The organism is Corynebacterium sp. (assembly GCF_052107835.1).
In the GTDB taxonomy this organism is placed as follows: domain Bacteria; phylum Actinomycetota; class Actinomycetes; order Mycobacteriales; family Mycobacteriaceae; genus Corynebacterium.
Genome location: NZ_JBQEDF010000021.1, coordinates 1 through 17250 on the forward strand (window position 1 = coordinate 1; position 17250 = coordinate 17250).

The following is a 17250-nucleotide window of genomic DNA, read 5'->3' on the forward strand; positions in this document are numbered from 1 at the left end:
TACGCGCTCGGCTGCGTCGCCGCTGCTGCACTGGGCGCGCTGCTGTACCTCGTGGTCACGTCCGATGCGGTGGAATCCGCTCTGACATCGATCTTCCAGCGTGCGCTCGATACGGAGTAGTCCAGGGCACAGATCGTGGCGCGGATCCCGGCACCGGCTCGGCGATGACGGGTACGTGACCGTGGAGGCGGCGATGGTGTTCACCGCCCTCACCGCGGTGATTGGCCTGGTGGTCGCCGGCGTGATTGCCCTGGCGACGTACCTGGGTGCCGTCGGAATGGCGAGGGATGCCGCCCGGGCCGCAGCACTGGACAACGGTGCCGCGGCCCGGGCGGCCGCGGGCGTCATCGCGGAATCTGACCCGGACGCACGTGTGACGGTGCAGGGGGCAGGGCCGACCGATCCCACGGAAAATGGTGGTCAGACACTGTTGAGGGTGACCGTCACCGTCCCCGGGACGCTCCTCGACATATCGGCATCGGCGGTGATCGTCAGTGAACCGTCGTGACGTCCTGCCGTGCACTGACCCCTGGAACCCTGGGCACCGTGTTCTCGACGACTGTGTACTTAACGACCGTGGTTCGGCGACGGTCGTTGGCGCGGCGGTGATTCTGGGGATGGTGGCGCTGTCACTGGTTATCGTCCACGGCGTGACGGGTGTGGTCAACGGTCACCGTGCCGTGGCTGCCGCTGACCTGACCGCCCTGTCCGCGGCGGTGGTGATGCAGACCTCCGGCATCGATTCCGCCTGCCGGGTCGCGGACTCGGTGGCGTCGGACAACGGCGCGGAACTCACGGAGTGCGCTCAGGTTTCCGGTGACCGCATGCCGTACGGAACCGGCGGGGAACTGGGGGTGATGGTAACCGTTGTCGTCGCTGGTCAATCCCGCGAAGCGTCGGCTGGTCCGGGGGCATGACAGACTGACTTGTTTTTGATTCAAAGATGATTGTACTGTCAGCGGGTACACATCTTTTTCACGGTGCCGTAGCTCTCCATGCAGTGCCGACTCTTCCTCGGACACTGAACTGAAAGGACAACCCGGGCCCATGCGCCCGGGTACCGACTATGAGCCACTCCCCCCCGCCCAATCCGGGTATGCCCCAGCAAGCACCGATGATGCCCACGGGATACGAGGCAGGACCTCCTGCAAAGGAGAAGAACACCCTCGGACTCGTGGCGATGGTCATCGCCATCATCGGCTTCGTCTTCGCCTGCATCCCGGGTGCTCTCATTATCGGGTGGGTCCTTCTCCCGATCGCTTTCCTCCTTTCACTCGTCTCGCTGTTCCAGAGGGGGAAGAAGCAGGGCTTCGGCTTCGCCGGGCTGATCATCTCTATCGTCGGCGTCCTCGTCGGGGTGTTCGTCTTCTTCACCGTCGTCGATGACGCCATCGACGACGCTTTCTCCGGGTCCGATGTCTCGGTGTCGGACAACGGCGGTGGTGGCGACGGGGAGGGCTCGCGGTCGGACCCCTTCCCGTTGGGCAGCACCGTCTCGGACGACGACTGGTCGGTCACGATCAACAGCGTTGACCTGGACGCGGCCGACGCTGTCGCGGGAGCGAATCAGTTCAACCAGCCCGCGCCGGAGGGAATGACCTACATCCTGGTCAACGCGACAGTCGCCTACATCGGCGACTCGGATGACGGCGAGATGACGTGGGCGACCATCGAGTACGTCACCGCCGACGGAAACTCGATCTCCTCCAGCGACGGGGACACACTGGCTGTGGCCCCGGATTCCCTCGACACCCTGTCCGACGTGTACCAGGGAGGGGAGACCTCGGGAAACGTGGTGCTGACAGTTCCTGCCGACAGTGCCGCCGAGGGCGTCCTGGCGGTGTCTCCGGGGATGATGTCGGACAACGCCTTCGTGTCCGTGCAGTAATCTGATCCCACTGGTCACGCGAGGATCCGGCGAAGGAACGGCTCGGAGTGCTTCAGTGCCGCCCACAACGTGTCGCCGTGGTTCTCCGGGTACCAGTGGACCTCCACCTGCTCGTTCGACCCGGTGAACTGGCGGATCCACATTTCCGAGTTCAGCACCATCCCGATCGGGCCCGGCACGTCCAGGTCCAGCAACCCGTGCCCCAGGAACACCGGCCGGTCGTAGCCGTCGGTCGGGGTGGCCATGTAGGAGCGCAACGCCGCCTCCAGTCCGGGCACGTCCGACAGGGGCCGGCTGAACGCCGAAGCGATGTTCACCGGATTCAACGCCTGACGAAGCTCCCGCAGGCAGGACGTTTCCGCTGCGTCGGCGATCCGTCGCCCCTCGTCCGTGAGTGCGGAATCCACGTCGATCCCCGGATGCGCCTCCCGGAAGCCGGCCAGGGTGTACGCCAGGTAGGCGTTGATGCTGCCGCCCAGCGGAGCCGGAGGGAAGGTCGGCCCCGACGCCAACGCCAGTTCCTCGATGTACGCTGGCGCCCCGGTCGCCACGGCTCCCCGGTAGTCCAGCCCTGATTCCCCGCTGCGTCCTGCCGCGCCGTGGGCTATGTGCAGCGCGGCGCCACCACCCTGTGACTGCCCGACCACCGCCCACCTGTCCGCCAGCTGGTCGGCCGTGGAATCCAGGCCGTGGGCGGCCACTACCGCGTCCACCACGCTGGTGGCGGTGGTCTCGCCGTTGAAGTAGGACATCAACCCCGGTGTCCCCAGTCCCGTGTAGTCCGCGGCGACCACGGCGTAGCCCCGGGTGAGCCAGTGGTTGAGGTAGTCGGCGTCATTACGGTGTCCGGCGGAGGGTGTGCAGTCGTCCCCGACACCGACGGTGCCGTGGGCCCATGCCACCACCGGCCACCCACCCTCCGGCGTCGCACCTTTCGGCAGGTACACCGCGGCGGTGGATGCGGCGATGTCCCCGTGCTGGTCAATGGTGGAGTACACGAAGCGCTGGTGGGCCGAGGCGTCCGGCATGTGCATCGGTTCGTCCAGCGGGACCTCATGCATGGCGACGCCGGCCGCGTCCGGCAGGGCGAGGTCGCCGGTGAGGCTCAGGGGATCGCGTACATCCAGGCCGGACCAGTTCGGTGCCGTCATGTTCGGCACCGGGTCAGGCATCGGGCTGCCCGGGACGACCGGCTGTGCGGAGGTGGTTGCGGCGGTGACGGCGGCCATCGACACGGCGAGGACCGCCGCGACGGCAACACGCGCGGGACGGGACGGAGCAGGACGGGTGCGCACGGCATCTCCCGGGACGTCGGCAGGCGGAAAGGTGACCCTTACTCTATCCCGAAAGCTGTCTAGCGGAACAGGGATTCGAGGAACGGCGTCGAATCCGCCATCGACCGGAGCATCGCCCCACTGTGGTCCGCGTCGTACCAGTGCACGTCCACCTGCTCGTTCGAGCCGGCGAACTGGTTGAGCCATATCTCGGAGTTCAGGATCAGCCCGATCGGGGTCGGGACGTCCATGTCCTGCAGGCCGTGTCCCAGGAACACCGGCCGGTCGTAGCCGTCGGTCGGGGTGGCCATGTAGGAGCGCAGTGCGGGTTCCAGTCCGGGGACGTCGCGGATGCTCCCGGTGAAGGCGTTCGCCATGTTCACCCCGTCGACCGCGTCCTCCAGCGCGCTGTAGCAGGAGGTCTCGGCCATGTCGGCGATGCGGCGGCCCTCGTCGGACAGCACTGAGTTGAGGTCGATGCCCGGGTGCGCCTCGCGGAACCCCGCGAGGATGTAGGCGGTGTACACGTTGAGCCCGGTGGGCAGCGGAACCGGTGGGAAGGACGGTGATCCGGTGAGGACCAGCTCCTCGATGTACGCGGGCGCGCCGGTGGCGACGGCCCCGCGGTAGTCCAGACCGGCGTCCCTGCTGCGTGCGGTGGCCTCGTGCGCGACGTGCAGGGCAGCGCCACCGCCCTGGGACTGGCCGATGACCGCCCACTGCTCGGACAGGTCGGCGCCGACGGGGTCGAGCTGCGTCGCCGCGGCAACGGAGTCGATGACGTTCGCCGCGGTGACCGACCCGTTGAGGTAGCTCATCAGACCCGGCGTACCCATGCCCGCGTAGTCGGAGGCGACGACAGCGTAGCCCCGGTCGAGCCAGTGGTTCAGGTAGCCGGCGTCGCGGTCGCTGCGGGGGAGGGCGGACGGGGTGCAGTCGTTGCCCAGCCCGACGGTGCCGTGCGCCCACGCCAGGACCGGCCACCCTCCCTCCGGTGCCTCGCCGTCCGGCAGGAAGACTGCCGCGGTGGACGCTGCGATGTTCCCGTGCTGGTCATTGGTGGAGTAGACGAAGCGCTGCTGGGTCCCCGCCGACGCCAGTCCAACGGCTGGGTCGAGCGGGACACCGGACACGGGCGTCGCGACCCGGTCCGGCAGGTCGACTCCGGCGGTGACGTCGAGTCCCGACCACTTCGGGCTTTCGTCGTTCGGCCCGGCCGCGCGCGCCGGGCTCCCGGAGTCCAGCACGCCGGTGGGGATTCCGGGGGCGGCGCCGGCGGCGGGGGCACAGATGCCGCAGACCAGGCCCGCCACGAGGAGGGGGACGGCAGTCCGCCGGAGGATGGTCGGGCTGAGCTGGCTCATGGTTCTCCTCATGAAAAGTCAGGTGGATCATCACGCAAAATGATCCCTCACCCCAACCTTAGCGGCGCTCCTGCCCCGCGGCCTCCGCCAACGCCCGCAGCAGGACCGCTGCACCATGCTTGAACAACGGGTCATTGCCGTTCCCGCATTTCGGGGACTGCACACAGGACGGGCAGCCGGACTCGCACCCGCACGATTCCACGGCCTCGGCCGTCATACGCATCCATTCCCCGAACCGCTCGAACCCGGCCTCGGCGAAACCGGCCCCGCCGGTGTACCCGTCGTAGACGAAGACCGTGGGCATCCCCGTGTCCACGTGGAGCACCGTCGACACCCCGCCGATGTCCCACCGGTCGCACGTCGCCAGCAGGGGGAGCATACCGATCGCCGCATGCTCGGCGGCGTGCAGCGCGCCCGGCCACAACGGTTCCTCGAGGCCCAGATCGAACAACGACCCCGGGTCCACGGTGTACGCCACGGCACGCGTGTTCAGTCGTTGCGCCGGCACGTCCAGGGGCACGGTTTCCAGCACCTCCCCGTCGGGCATCCGCCGTTGGTAGCCTGTGACCTGGTGCGATACCTCGACGTCGAGGTCCGCCAGCCAGATCCCCGACGGTGCCGACGCGGTTCCGCCGACCTCCCTGGTCCGGCGCACGTTCTCGACCCGGATATCGGTGGTCTGCTCGGCCCTGGTCGTCCACTCCGGGGTCTCGGGGTGCACCAGCGACACGGAATCCTCCAGTGACAGTTCATCGACCAGGAAGCTCTCACCCTGGTGGACGTACACCGCACCGTCGTGGACCTCGCTCACCGCGCGTGCGGCGTCCACCGTCCCCAGGACCCGGCCGGACGCCGCGTCCACGATCACGACCTCCTCACCGGCCCCACCGCGGATGTTGACCCGCCCGTGCACCTCGTGGGCGATCTCCAGGTCGCAGAAGATGCCCCGGGGGCGCCTCCGCAGTGAGCCCTCCCCGAGCAGCGACGCCACCACGCGCTCGGCCACGGGACCGCCGAACGTATCGACATCCTCGCCGGTCAGGGGTGATTCGGCGGCGGCGCACAGCAGGTGCCCGGCGAGGATGTACGGGTTCGACGGGTCGAAGACGCTCGCCTCCACCGGCTTATCCAGCAACGCCTCCGGGTGGTGCACCAGGTAGGTGTCCAGCGGGTTGTCGCCGGCGACCATCACCACCAGGCATCCCTGCCCGCGGCGTCCGGCGCGTCCCGCCTGCTGGCGGAAGCTCGCCACCGTCCCCGGGAACCCGCAGGACACCACCGCATCCAGCCCGCCGACGTCGATGCCGAGCTCCAGGGCGCTGGTCGCGGCCAGTCCCAGCAGGTCACCGTCGTCCAGGCGTCGCTCCAGCTCGCGGCGCGCCTCCGGGGTGTAGCCCGCGCGGTAGGACGCGATGCGCGCCGCATCGTCCGGACGTCCCAGGGTCGACAGGCCCTCGGCGCAGGCCAGGGCGGTGATCTCCGCACCGCGCCGGGAGCGTACGAACGTCAGCGTCCGCGCCCCTTCTCCGATGAGCCGGGCCATTATCTGGGCGGATTCGGTGGTGGCGGCACGTCTCACCGGGGCGCCGTGCTCGCCGACGCGGTCGTCGATGAACCCAGGTTCCCACAGGGCGATGGTGCGCTCACCCTGCGGCGACGCGTCCCCGGTGACGGCGACGGTGGGACGCCCGGTCAGGCGTTCGGCATGCCCGGCGGGGTCGGCAGTGGTGGCGCTGGCCAGGATGACCGTGGGTGCCGCCCCGGCACGTGTGGCCAGTCGCAGCAGGCGGCGCAGCACCAGGGACACGTGCGCCCCGAACACCCCGCGGTAGACGTGGCACTCGTCGACGACGATGAACCGCAGGCTGCGCAGCAGACGTGACCAGCGCTTCGACTGCCCCAGCATCGAGGCGTGCACCATGTCCGGGTTGCTGACGATGATGCGTGCCTCGTCCCGCACGGTCCGGCGCGCCTCGGGCGGGGTGTCCCCGTCGTAGGTGGCGACCATGATGTTCCGCAGTTCCGGGACCTGCGAACACAGGGCCGCCAGCGTGGTGCGCTGGTCCTGGGCCAGCGCTTTGGTGGGGGAGAGGTACAGGCAGGACGCGGCGTTGTCCCGGTCCAGGGCGGACAGGACGGGCAGTTGGTAGCCCAGCGACTTCCCGGACGCGGTACCGGTGGAGACCACGACGTCGCGCCCCTCCCAGGCGTGCCGGGCGGTGGCCGTCTGGTGGGACCAGGGCTCGGTGATGCCGTTGTCGATGAGGTGGTCACGGAGCTGCGGGCTGACCCATTCCGGCCAGGCGGCGGGCGTGGACGGTCGTGCGGCCTCGGTACGGACGTGCGTCAGGACGTCGGTGTTGCTGGCTCCGGTGCTGGTGCCGGAGCCGGTGCCGGAGGTGGGGCGCAGCACGTCCAGGAGTTCGGCACCATAGGAATCACTCATGGTGAACAGTGTAGGAAACGCAGGTCGCGGCGGTTGCGGAGGGCGTGATCTGAGGATTGCCGGTGAAATGCTCCGTTGGTGTGGTGCTCCACGGGCAAACGTGGAACACTGGATGTCGGTCGCAGTTTCTGTGCGTCGCTTTGCTCGCTGATTGATCGGTTCGTCCCGCAGACAGTAGGTAAAACGTTCGCGGGAGTTGTTTGTATGCGAACGGATCGCCTGTCACAGGTGGTCTCAGCATCGGCCCGGTGTTCCCGTGAAGAGTTGGCGGGGCGCCGATCACCGAGAAGTAAGTAAGGAAAGAACATGGCACAGGGAACCGTCAAGTGGTTCAACGCCGAAAAGGGCTACGGCTTCATCGCACCGAACGATGGTGGCGCTGACGTCTTCGTCCACTACTCCGAGATCCAGGGCAACGGCTTCCGTACCCTCGAGGAGAACCAGCAGGTCGAGTTCGAGATCGGCGAGGGTGCCAAGGGTCCCCAGGCCCAGCAGGTCACCGCTCTCTAGGGAGCAGACCTTCTCAACGCACCACTGAAGGCGCCGTCCCCACCGTTCATTCGGTGGGGGCGGCGTTTTCGTTGTTCGTGCACCGTCACCGGGCACGGACCCATGGCACGTGGTCGATCCCGCGCCCTGGCCGGTCGGGGGGAGTGCTTACCCTGGGGGCAGTTGAGCGGCTGCGTGTCTACGGGACGACGGTGCCGGCACCCTCCTGCGGGCCGCGCTGGGCGACGACGGCGTCCATGTGGCCCACGGTCCAGTCGAACAGCCCGTGGACCGGGGCCAGGGAGGAACGCCCCAGGTCGGTGAGCTCGTAGACCACGCGCGGCGGGATCTCCGGGTATGCGGTACGGGTGACCAGTCCGTCCCCGGTGAGGGTGCTCAGCCGCTGTGCCAGGACACGGTCCGAGATACCGTCGACCCGTGTCCGGAGGTCGCGGTTGCGCAGCGGGGTGTCCTCCAGTGCCAGGAGTATCAGCATGTTCCACCGGTCACCCACGGTGCCGAACAGGGCACGGCTGGGGCAGTTCCGGTCCGCGGGGTTCCAGGTGGCGGGTTCTGCGGTGCTCGGCGTGGTGTTCATATCCCGAGAATAACACCACCTGCACGCTGGACAAAGTCTTTAAGGAAGCCACTTTACAAAAGGAAGTGACGAGGTTACGCTGGGTAGGGTAAGCGCACACAAACACCTTCCAGGAGGAATCCCATGAGCAGGATCACCGTCTACGGCTCCACCGGCATGGTCGGCAGCGACATCGTCCGCGAGGCCGTCGCCCGCGGCCACGACGTCACCGGCGTCTCACGCAGTGAGCAGCCGAAGAACGCGGTCGAGGGCGTCACCTACGTCACCGGTGATGTCGGCGACGCGTCCGACGTCGTCGCCAAGGCACAGGACGCCGACATCGTCGTCATCTCCGTGCCCGGGCCCCGGGACGGCAGCTCCGTGCAGCCGATCATCGACGCCCACGCCGCGCTGATCCCGACGTACGCGGCATCGGACGCAGCGTCCGCCCGGCTCTTCGTCGTCGGCGGTGCCGGCGCGACCCTCACCGAGGACGGGACCCGCCTGGTCGACACCCCCGATTTCCCGGAGGCCTTCAAGGCCGAGGCGCTGTCCTTCTCCGAGATCCTCGACCTGTACAAGGCGTCGCCGGAGAACGTGGACTGGGTGATGCTCGCACCGGCACCCGAGATCGGCCCGGGCGAGCCCGCCGCGTCCTACAACCTCGGTGGTGACAACCCTGCAGGGGCCTCGGTGACCACCGGCACCTTCGCCAAGGCGACCCTGGATGAGCTGGAGACCCCGGCGCACCGCCGGGAGCGCTTCACCGTCGCCGACGCGTAGGACGCGATCGGGAGGGACGTCCCCGTCGACGACTCCCCCGGGGGGATGGGGGTTGCCGCGCGGTTGCCCCCGTGACGTGTAGGGTCTCACCTCGAAACCTCTGCAGCGCATTCCGGGGTCATCCGTGGGGCCCGGGATCCGTTCGCAGAATGGCGTCCGGGAGACACCGGGAACGACAGGAGAAGGTGGGAGAACCCTCGATGGCAGCGCAGGATACGGTCAACGGTGACGGGAAGAAACTCGTCATCGTGGAGTCCGCCACCAAGGCGAAGAAGATCCAGCGCTATCTCGGCGACCGCTACATCGTCGACGCCTCCGTGGGGCACATCCGCGATCTCCCGCGCGGGGCGGCGGACGTCCCGGCGAAGTACAAGAAGGAGCCCTGGGCCCGTCTCGGCGTCAACGTCGACGAGGACTTCCAGGCCCTGTACGTGGTCAGCCCGGACAAGAAGAAGAAGGTCTCCGACCTGAAGGCGAAGCTGAAGCAGTGCGATGAACTGCTGCTCGCCACCGACCCCGACCGTGAGGGCGAGGCCATCGCCTGGCACCTGCTCGAGGTCCTGAAGCCCAAGGTGCCGGTGCGCCGCATGGTCTTCCACGAGATCACCGAGGCCGCCATCAAGGACGCCGCGGCCAACACCCGCGAGCTCGACAACGACCTGGTCGACGCCCAGGAGACCCGCCGTGTGCTGGACCGCCTCTACGGCTACGAGGTCTCGCCGGTGCTGTGGAAGAAGGTCATGCCCAGGCTGTCGGCCGGGCGCGTGCAGTCCGTGGCCACCCGCGTGATCGTCGAACGGGAACGCGAGCGCATGGCATTCGTCGCCGCCGACTACTGGGACCTCACCGCCACGCTGGACGCCAGCGCAGCAGCCGCATTAGATAAGGACACGTCCGGCACGCCCAACCCCACGTCCTTCGACGCCACCCTGGTGGCTGTCGACGGTAGGCGGGTGGCCCAGGGACGCGACTTCGGCGACGACGGGAAGCTGAAGACCGGCAAGGCCCAGGCCAACGTCACGGTGGTCAACCAGTCCACCGCCGAAGCGTTGGCCGAGGGGCTGACCGCTGCCGAGATGAGTGTCTCGAAGGTGGAGGAGAAGCCGTACACGCGGCGTCCCTACCCGCCGTTCATGACTTCCACACTGCAGCAGGAGGCGGGCCGGAAACTGCACTACACCTCGGAGCGCACGATGCGCATCGCGCAGCGTCTCTACGAGAACGGCCACATCACCTACATGCGTACCGACTCCACGACGCTGTCGAAGTCCGGTATCGACGCCGCACGCCAGCAGGCGCGTGAGCTGTACGGGGCGTCCTACGTCCACGACTCGCCGCGCCAGTACGCCCGCAAGGTCAAGAACTCGCAGGAGGCCCACGAGGCGATCCGGCCGGCCGGCGAGACCTTCGCGACCCCCGGCAAGCTCGCCGGGCAGCTGGACGCCGAGGAGTTCAAGCTCTACGAGCTGATCTGGCAGCGCACCGTCGCCTCCCAGATGGCCGACGCACGCGGTACCTCGATGAAGGTCACCGTGTCCGGTACCGCGTCCTCCGGCGAGAAGACCGACTTCCAGTCCACCGGACGGACGATCACCTTCCCCGGCTTCCTGAAGGCCTACGTGGAGACCACCCAGACCGCCGACGGACGCAACGTCGCCGACAATGCGGAGAAGGCGCTGCCTGTCCTCGCCGAAGGCGATGACCTGGTGACCGAGAAGGTCACCGCGGACGGCCACTCCACGCACCCGCCGGCACGGTTCACCGAGGCATCGCTGGTCAAGACGATGGAGGAGCTCGGCATCGGGCGCCCGTCGACCTACGCCTCGATCATCAACACGATCAAGGCGCGCGGCTACGTGGTCTCACGCGGCTCCGCACTGGTGCCCAGCTGGGTGGCTTTCGCCGTCGTCGGTCTGCTGGAGCAGAACTTCGGCTCCCTGGTGGACTACGAGTTCACGTCCTCGATGGAGGACGAGCTGGACGAGATCGCCCGCGGCGAGGAGAACCGGTCGCACTGGTTGCGCGGCTTCTACTTCGGCAACTCCGAGGCGTCCGAGAACACCGCGGAGACCGTTGCCCGGCTGGGTGGGCTGAAGCACCTGGTCGGCGACAACCTGGAGCAGATCGACGCCCGCAAGGTGAACTCCCTGCACCTCTTCGATGACGCCGACGGCATCCCCGTGATCGTCCGCGTGGGACGCTACGGCCCGTACCTGGAGCGCACGAAGCCGGTCCCGGCCGGAGCGCCCGAGGGAACCGAACCGGAGGTGCAGCGCGCGAACCTCCCGGAGGCGATGACCCCCGATGAGCTGAACCTCGAGGCCGCCGAGAAGTTGTTCGCCACCCCGCAGGGCGGACGTGAGATCGGGGAGAACCCGGCCAACGGCCGCAAGATCGTGGCACGTGAGGGGCGTTACGGCCCCTACGTCACCGAGCGGGTGAAGGACGACGAGGAGGCCCGGGTCACCGAGTCCGCCGAGAAGACCGTGGAGAAGGAGCGGGACGCCGAGGACGCCGCGCGCGCCGAGGAGGGCAAGAAGCCGCTGAGCCGCGAGACGAAGACCGCGGAGAACAGGAAGGCCAAGCGGATCAAGGAGATCCTCGAGGAGACGCTGAAGCCGAAGACGGCATCCCTGTTCAGCTCCATGGATCCGGCGACGGTCACACTGGACGAGGCGCTGAAGCTGATGAGCCTGCCGCGTGAGGTCGGTGTCGACCCGTCCGACGGTGAGACGATCACGGCGCAGAACGGCCGGTATGGTCCGTACCTGAAGAAGGCCACGGATTCCCGGTCACTGGCGAACGAGGAGCAGATCTTCACCGTGACGCTGGACGAGGCGCGGCGGATCTACGCCGAGCCGAAGCGCCGGGGCAGGGCTGCCGCGAAGCCGCCGTTGAAGCAGCTGGGCGACAATGACGTGTCCGGTAAGCCGATGACGGTGAAGGACGGCCGGTTCGGTGCGTACGTGACCGACGGGACGACGAATGCATCGCTGCGCCGCGGTGACACACCGGAGACCATGACGGACGCCCGCGGTAACGAGCTGCTGAGTGAGCGGCGTGCCAAGGAGGCCGCGGACGGCGGATCCGGGGCGCCGAAGAAGTCCGCGCGGAAGTCTCCGGCGAAGAAGGCCGCGAAAAAGAGCACGGCGAAGAAGAGCACCAAGAAGGCGCCGGCGAGGAAGAGCACCGCGAAGAAGGGCTGACCCGGTACCGGTGGGGGTGTCGGGTCCGGGTGTCCCGTACGCTGTTGGTTCTTCACCGAAATCAACAGGAAGGCCTCCCATGCCCGCTGCGAGAAACCCCGATGATGCGTGGGGTGAGAGGCCTTCGTCGCAGGAGGAGGCCCAGGCCCAGTCCGCGCCCGAGCCGTCTTCTGTTCCCCAACGGCCGGTGAGCCCCGTGGTCATTCCGCCGTCGAACCCCTTCAGTGGGTGGATGTTCGGGGGAGTGGTGCTGTTCCTGGTGGCCGGCATCGCGGCGATCGTGTGCTTCGTCAACTCCGGGGACACCGAGACCAGTGGTTACGGGCTGGGGAGCACCACCGTTGACGTCGTCTACGCCGATGTGTTGGCGGGAGGTGTCGCACTGTCCGTGCTCTCGGCGGCGGGTGTGGTTGTCGCCGTGATTGCACAGGTCGGCACGCAGATCTTCCGGGGGCAGGTAGCGGAAACCGCGTAGGGGTGTGCCGGGGTGTGGGGGTGCTCCGGGGTCTGATGCCCGGTAGCTGACTTTCAGATAGTGGCTTACTTTCTGACGGCAACCCGGTGGGCTGGTCCGAACAGCCTGTGGGGTTGCCGGTGGAAAGGAAATAACTGACCATCCGGAAGTGGGGTGGGCGGTCGGGAGCGGCATGGAGCAGCACGAAGTGGCCGGGACGGCGTGTGCGGGCGGGGAGAGGACGGGGAGGGGAGGGTCACAACCGTTTGACCGGTAGTTCGCCACGCCCTACGATGGTGTTCAATAGGTTGAACTTTTAGCTGAGAAGGAGTGAACAGTGCCGGTAGACGCGTCGAAGGTTGATCTCGGGCAGGACGGCGCGACCACCGCCGGCACCGACAGCGGTGCGGAACAGGGCGCACAGAAACAACCGCGGCTGACCAGCCTGCTCGGCCCGGCCTTCGTCGCCGCCATCGCCTACGTTGATCCCGGCAACGTCGCCGCGAACCTCTCCGCCGGCGCCGAGTACGGCTACCTGCTGCTGTGGGTCCTGATCCTCGCCAATCTCATGGCAGCCGTCGTCCAGTACCTTTCCGCAAAGCTGGGGCTGGTCACCGGCAAGAGCCTGTCCTCCACCCTCGCCGAATGGTTCGACCGGCGGGACGCGCAGGGCAGGAAGGGGCGCACCGGGCGCCTGGCGTACTGGGGCCAGGCGGAGGTCATCGCCGCAGCCACCGACGTTGCCGAGGTCATCGGCGGCGCCATCGCACTGAACCTCCTGTTCGGCACCGATCTGGTGCTCGGCGGCATCATCGTCGGCGTCGTTTCCCTGGGCATGCTCGTCCTGCAGGGCGGGCGCACCCAGCGGCGCTTCGAAGCGGTGATCGTCGGTTTCCTGGTGGTCATCACCGTCGGCTTCCTGTCCGGTCTGTTCGTCACCGGGCTGACCGTGGATGAGATGGTCGAGGGCATCGTCCCGCGTTTCCAGGGCACCCACTCGGTCGTCCTCGCCGCCGGCATGCTCGGTGCCACGGTGATGCCCCACGCCGTCTACCTGCACTCGGGGCTGGTCCGCGACCGCGGTTTCACCCCGAAGGGCGACACGGGGATGCGGCGTCACCTCAAGGCCACGAAGTGGGACGTCGGTTCCGCACTGCTCATCGCCGGGACGGTCAACATCGCCATGCTCTGCCTGGCGGCGCAGGCGCTCCGGGGCGTTGACGGCACCGACACGATCGAGGGTGCCCATGCCGCCGTGGAGAGCGCGCTCGGACCGGTGATCGGCATCCTCTTCGCCGTCGGTCTGCTGGCGTCCGGCATGGCGTCCACCTCCGTCGGCTGCTACGCGGGCGACATGGTGATGCGGGATCTGCTGAAGATCCGCATCCCGCTGCTGCTGCGCCGCTTCCTCACGATGCTGCCCGCCCTGGTGATCCTCGGTGTTGGTGTCGAGCCCACGTGGGCTCTGGTGATGAGCCAGGTGATCCTGAGCCTCGGCATCCCCTTCGCACTGATCCCGCTGGTGGCGTTCACCGCGAAACGGAAGGTGATGGGCAGGTGGGTGAACCCCCGGGCGCTGACGGGCGTCGCGGTGGCGGTGTGCGCGGTGATCATCGCGTTGAACATCGCGCTGATCGTCCTGACCTTCATGGGCGAAGCCTGACCCAGCCTGCCCCGCCGGGAAGTACGGCTAACCGCGCTCCGCGAGGGTGGGGCGGATCGGCCGGGCGAGCTGCGTCATCTCGCGGCGCCCGCGCAGCTCCACGGACTTCATCACCGTCCAGCGCGCCTGTTCAGCCTCGTTGGCCTGGCGCAGCGTCGACGCATTGGTGAGGACCCGGCCGGGTGTGTCCTTCGCCAGGTCGGTGAGGCGTGCCGCGGAGTTCACCGCATCGCCGATCACCGTGTACTCGAACCGGTCCCTGGCGCCGATGTGCCCGGCCACGACATCGCCCACGGCCACGCCGATGCCGGCGGGCAGCTCGTGGTCCTGCAGTTCCTGGTTCAGTTCGCGGGCGGCGGCCAGGGTGTGGCCGGCGATGTCGTCCAGTGGGATCGGTGCGCCGAAGACCGCCAGCGCGGCGTCGCCCTCGAACTTGTTGATGATGCCCTTGTTGCGGTGCACGACCTCCACGACCTTGTCGAAGAAGCTGTTCAGCGCGCTGACCACGTGCTGCGGTTCCCGGGAAACCGCGAAGCCGGTCGACCCGATGACGTCGACGAACAGCACACCGACGAAGCGGTTCTCGCCGCCGAGCTCGGGCTGCTCCTCGATCGCGCGGCGGGCGACCTCGTCGCCGACGTAGCGTCCGAAGAGCTTGCGGACCTGCTCACGATCCCGCAGGCCCTGCATCATCTCGTTGAACCCCGCCTGCAGCACGCCGATCTCGGTCGCGTCGTAGATGCGCACCTGGGCGTGCGAGTCGCCGCGGCGCACCCGGTTCATCGCCCACTGAAGTTCCCGGATCGGGTCGACGACCGTCATTGCGGTGAGCCGTGTCCCGGAGAAACCGGTGAACAGGGCGGTGAGGCTGAGGGCGAGGACGGCGGGCAGGATCTCCCGGGCGTCCTCGGGGAAGAATCCGGACGCCTGGCCGACGACCATCAGCACCACGCCGATCACAGGGACGGCCGAGGTGAGGATCCACACGGTGGTGATCTGCAGCGACAGCGGGGAGATACGCTCCTGTGGTGCGGCGCTGGCCTCCAGGGCCTTCGCGGCGACGGGTCGGACGAGTCGCTCGGCGACCATGAACGTCATCAGCACCACCAGCGCCCCGCCGAGGACCGCGGTGACCGCCACGGCCAATGCCCACCGGTGGGAGACCTGCAGGGCAACCACGGTGAAGATCACCACGCCGATGCCCCACAGCACCCCTCCCAGCAGGGCCTGCATCGTGGGGATCCGCAGCACCAGTCCGCGGATCGCGATCGGGTCGGAGGCGTCCGGACTGCGTTGCCAGCGCAGGACGGGGGCGAAGAAGTACAGGGTGACGGAGATCCCCGCCGCCAGGGCGACCACGAAGTACACGGAGTACAGCGTGGCGGTCATCCCGTTGACGCTGAGGAACTCCCGGGCGCCGCCGAGGGGGACCAGGAACCGCAGGAAGGTGGCGACCGCAAGGGCACCGACCACGTTGACGATCAGGACGGACAGGGCGTACAGCGGCCACGTGGTACCCCACGCCCACTTGATGTACTGCCCCAGTTTCTCCATGCCCTACAGACTATCCGAGGCAGGGTCGTGGGTGTCCCCACCCGCCGGGATGAGCCGAACTACACTGGGGCAGCGTGACTACCCCCAGCGCCACGCGTCCCGACGTCTTCTCCGCCGCCGTGCTCAGCCCGCATGTCACCGGGCCGCTCCGCGCCGCGGTGTCCGCCGCACGCGCCCGCGTCGCCGGGGGACGCTTCGCCGAACCGTCGTCCACCGCGGACGGCGGGCAGGACGCTGCGATGACGCACTCCTGGCTGTTCACCGGTCCACCCGGGTCAGGACGCAGCGTCGCGGCCAAAGCTTTCGCCACCGCACTGGTCTGTGCTGATCCGGACGTGGGCGGCTGCGGTGAATGCGAGCAGTGCCGGTCGGCGGCGGCCGGGGCGCACCCGGACATCTCCTGGATCCATACCGACGGGGTGGTGATCTCGGTGGCGGAGGCACGCGAGGTGATCCGCACGGCCGCGTCGATGCCGACCGTCGCGCCCTGGCGGATCGTGGTCTTCGAGGACGCCGACCGGTTCAATGACAGTAGTGCCAACGCCCTCCTGAAGAGCATCGAGGAGCCGCCGGAGCGCACCGTGTTCGTCCTGTGCGCGCCGAGTACGGATTCGGAGGACATCACGGTCACGCTGAGGTCCCGGTGCCGCCACCTCTACGTGCCGACACCGTCGCGGGAGGAGGTCGAGGCCGTGCTGATGGCGGACGGGAAGCTGGGGTTGTCGCAGGAGCAGGCGTCCTGGGCGGCGGACGTGTCCGGCGGGCACATCGGTCGTGCCCGGCACCTGGCGTCGCAGCAGACCGCGCGGGACAAGCGGGCGAGCGCGCTGAAGCTGCCCGGGCTGGTCTACGAGGGTGCGTCCGCCTACCAGTTCACCTCGGAACTGGTGAAGACCGCGACGGAGGAGGCGGCGGCCTCCGTGGCGGAGCGGGAGGAGAAGGAACTCGCTGACCTGGAGAACGCCCTGGGCATGGGGGCGAAGGGCCGGGGCGTGGCCAAGGCGAAGGCCGGGTCCGCGGGGCAGATCAAGGAGCTGGAGAAGGAGCAGAAGAACCGTCGGACGCGCCTGCTGCGCGATTCCCTGGATCTGGCGCTGATCGACATCGCCGGGCTGTACCGGGACGCGATGATGGTCGCCGCCGGGGCGGTGGACGTGCCGGAGGAAGCGGACGGTGGGTCCGCTGGGCCGGACGATCCCGGTGATCCCGTGGGCGGGTTCCTGCACCCTGACCAGGCGAAGGTGTCGCGTGAACTGGCCCGGCGAAACTCCCCGGAATCCCTGGTGAGCTGCATCGATGCCGTGTCCGCCTGCCGGGAGACCCTGGGGTTCAACGTGAAGCCGGAGGTGGCGTTGACGTCGATGGTCGGACGCCTGAAGGAGTGCTGCGGTCAGGTCCGGTAGCCCCTTTTGTGGAGCCGCGTGCCGTTCCGCTAGGATATGCGATCGTGCCGCCTTAGCTCAGTCGGTAGAGCGTTTCACTCGTAATGAAAAGGTCGCGAGTTCGATTCTCGCAGGCGGCTCCATGTGCATCGTGTGAGCGGTGCACTTAC

At 68.2% G+C, this 17250-nt stretch carries 15 protein-coding genes and 1 tRNA gene; 11 read left to right on the forward strand and 5 right to left on the reverse strand.

Annotation, left to right across the window (positions count from 1 at the left end):
* The 4 genes from ACTIL2_RS07095 to ACTIL2_RS07110 all read left to right on the forward strand — a co-directional run.
* The coding region (locus ACTIL2_RS07095; RefSeq protein WP_442336785.1) for a DUF4244 domain-containing protein at nucleotides 1–120 on the forward strand (120 nt) is incomplete at its 5' end.
* A gap of 55 nt (nucleotides 121–175) precedes the next feature.
* Nucleotides 176–508 (forward strand): hypothetical protein, encoded by a 333-nt coding sequence (locus tag ACTIL2_RS07100; protein WP_442336753.1) that lies wholly within the window; start codon nucleotides 176–178, stop codon nucleotides 506–508.
* Nucleotides 495–917, forward strand: a complete 423-nt coding sequence (locus tag ACTIL2_RS07105; protein WP_442336754.1) for an Rv3654c family TadE-like protein — start codon at nucleotides 495–497, stop codon at nucleotides 915–917. Before ACTIL2_RS07100 ends, ACTIL2_RS07105 begins: the two co-directional genes overlap by 14 nt.
* 179 nt (nucleotides 918–1096) lie before the next feature.
* The gene (locus ACTIL2_RS07110) at nucleotides 1097–1888 is read left to right on the forward strand and encodes a hypothetical protein (RefSeq protein WP_442336755.1); all 792 of its coding nucleotides are present in this window, start codon (nucleotides 1097–1099) and stop codon (nucleotides 1886–1888) included.
* Nucleotides 1889–1902: 14 nt separating this feature from the next.
* Here ACTIL2_RS07110 and ACTIL2_RS07115 read toward each other — a convergent pair whose 3' ends face one another.
* The 3 genes from ACTIL2_RS07115 to ACTIL2_RS07125 are packed head-to-tail and all read right to left on the reverse strand — an operon-like array spanning nucleotide 1903 to nucleotide 6972.
* Entirely contained in the window at nucleotides 1903–3183 is a 1281-nt protein-coding gene (locus ACTIL2_RS07115) for an alpha/beta hydrolase family protein (protein WP_442336756.1), read from the reverse strand.
* A 59-nt stretch (nucleotides 3184–3242) separates the two neighbouring features.
* Nucleotides 3243–4526: an alpha/beta hydrolase gene (locus tag ACTIL2_RS07120; RefSeq protein ID WP_442336757.1), complete on the reverse strand. Its 1284-nt coding sequence runs from the start codon at nucleotides 4524–4526 to the stop codon at nucleotides 3243–3245.
* A 58-nt stretch (nucleotides 4527–4584) separates the two neighbouring features.
* The gene (locus ACTIL2_RS07125; protein WP_442336758.1) at nucleotides 4585–6972 is read right to left on the reverse strand and encodes a DEAD/DEAH box helicase; all 2388 of its coding nucleotides are present in this window, start codon (nucleotides 6970–6972) and stop codon (nucleotides 4585–4587) included.
* Nucleotides 6973–7278: 306 nt separating this feature from the next.
* Here ACTIL2_RS07125 and ACTIL2_RS07130 point away from each other — a divergent pair, with 306 nt between their 5' ends.
* A complete protein-coding gene (locus ACTIL2_RS07130; RefSeq protein WP_010120999.1) occupies nucleotides 7279–7482 on the forward strand; it encodes a cold-shock protein in 204 nt (67 codons plus the stop codon).
* A gap of 178 nt (nucleotides 7483–7660) precedes the next feature.
* On the opposite strand, the gene ACTIL2_RS07135 is transcribed toward ACTIL2_RS07130, so the two are convergent.
* The gene (locus ACTIL2_RS07135; protein WP_442336759.1) at nucleotides 7661–8059 is read right to left on the reverse strand and encodes a winged helix-turn-helix transcriptional regulator; all 399 of its coding nucleotides are present in this window, start codon (nucleotides 8057–8059) and stop codon (nucleotides 7661–7663) included.
* Between the two features lie 123 nt (nucleotides 8060–8182).
* On the opposite strand from ACTIL2_RS07135, the gene ACTIL2_RS07140 reads away from it, so the two are divergent.
* From ACTIL2_RS07140 to ACTIL2_RS07155, 4 genes are all read left to right on the forward strand, one after another.
* On the forward strand, nucleotides 8183–8821 hold the full coding sequence (locus tag ACTIL2_RS07140; protein ID WP_442336760.1) for an NAD(P)-dependent oxidoreductase: 639 nt from the start codon (nucleotides 8183–8185) through the stop codon (nucleotides 8819–8821).
* A gap of 200 nt (nucleotides 8822–9021) precedes the next feature.
* Nucleotides 9022–12027, forward strand: a complete 3006-nt coding sequence (gene topA / locus ACTIL2_RS07145; protein WP_442336761.1) for a type I DNA topoisomerase — start codon at nucleotides 9022–9024, stop codon at nucleotides 12025–12027.
* 79 nt (nucleotides 12028–12106) lie between these two features.
* Complete coding sequence (locus tag ACTIL2_RS07150; RefSeq protein WP_442336762.1) at nucleotides 12107–12502, forward strand: hypothetical protein; 396 nt, start codon at nucleotides 12107–12109, stop codon at nucleotides 12500–12502.
* A gap of 316 nt (nucleotides 12503–12818) precedes the next feature.
* Nucleotides 12819–14144, forward strand: coding sequence for an Nramp family divalent metal transporter (locus ACTIL2_RS07155; RefSeq protein ID WP_442336763.1), 1326 nt, complete (start codon nucleotides 12819–12821; stop codon nucleotides 14142–14144).
* Between the two features lie 27 nt (nucleotides 14145–14171).
* Here the strand turns inward: ACTIL2_RS07155 and ACTIL2_RS07160 are convergent, their stop codons facing one another.
* Nucleotides 14172–15698 carry an adenylate/guanylate cyclase domain-containing protein gene (locus tag ACTIL2_RS07160; RefSeq protein ID WP_442336764.1) on the reverse strand — a complete coding sequence of 509 codons (1527 nt, stop codon included), beginning with the start codon at nucleotides 15696–15698 and terminating at the stop codon, nucleotides 14172–14174.
* Between the two features lie 74 nt (nucleotides 15699–15772).
* Here ACTIL2_RS07160 and ACTIL2_RS07165 point away from each other — a divergent pair, with 74 nt between their 5' ends.
* Together ACTIL2_RS07165 and ACTIL2_RS07170 are read left to right on the forward strand one after the other, a co-directional pair.
* Entirely contained in the window at nucleotides 15773–17101 is a 1329-nt protein-coding gene (locus tag ACTIL2_RS07165; RefSeq protein WP_442336765.1) for a DNA polymerase III subunit delta', read from the forward strand.
* 46 nt (nucleotides 17102–17147) lie between these two features.
* A tRNA-Thr gene (locus ACTIL2_RS07170) sits at nucleotides 17148–17223 on the forward strand.
* Nucleotides 17224–17250: the final 27 nt, after the last annotated feature.

What these genes read in the sequence shown, in the direction of transcription:
- ACTIL2_RS07110 (WP_442336755.1), top strand. Translation starts at nt 1,097, where the DNA reads ATGCCCCAGCAAGCACCGATGATGCCCACGGGATACGAGGCAGGACCT.
- ACTIL2_RS07120 (WP_442336757.1), bottom strand. Translation starts at nt 4,526, where the DNA reads ATGAGCCAGCTCAGCCCGACCATCCTCCGGCGGACTGCCGTCCCCCTC.
- ACTIL2_RS07125 (WP_442336758.1), bottom strand. Translation starts at nt 6,972, where the DNA reads ATGAGTGATTCCTATGGTGCCGAACTCCTGGACGTGCTGCGCCCCACC.
- ACTIL2_RS07130 (WP_010120999.1), top strand. Translation starts at nt 7,279, where the DNA reads ATGGCACAGGGAACCGTCAAGTGGTTCAACGCCGAAAAGGGCTACGGC.
- ACTIL2_RS07135 (WP_442336759.1), bottom strand. Translation starts at nt 8,059, where the DNA reads ATGAACACCACGCCGAGCACCGCAGAACCCGCCACCTGGAACCCCGCG.
- ACTIL2_RS07140 (WP_442336760.1), top strand. Translation starts at nt 8,183, where the DNA reads ATGAGCAGGATCACCGTCTACGGCTCCACCGGCATGGTCGGCAGCGAC.
- topA (WP_442336761.1), top strand. Translation starts at nt 9,022, where the DNA reads ATGGCAGCGCAGGATACGGTCAACGGTGACGGGAAGAAACTCGTCATC.
- ACTIL2_RS07150 (WP_442336762.1), top strand. Translation starts at nt 12,107, where the DNA reads ATGCCCGCTGCGAGAAACCCCGATGATGCGTGGGGTGAGAGGCCTTCG.
- ACTIL2_RS07160 (WP_442336764.1), bottom strand. Translation starts at nt 15,698, where the DNA reads ATGGAGAAACTGGGGCAGTACATCAAGTGGGCGTGGGGTACCACGTGG.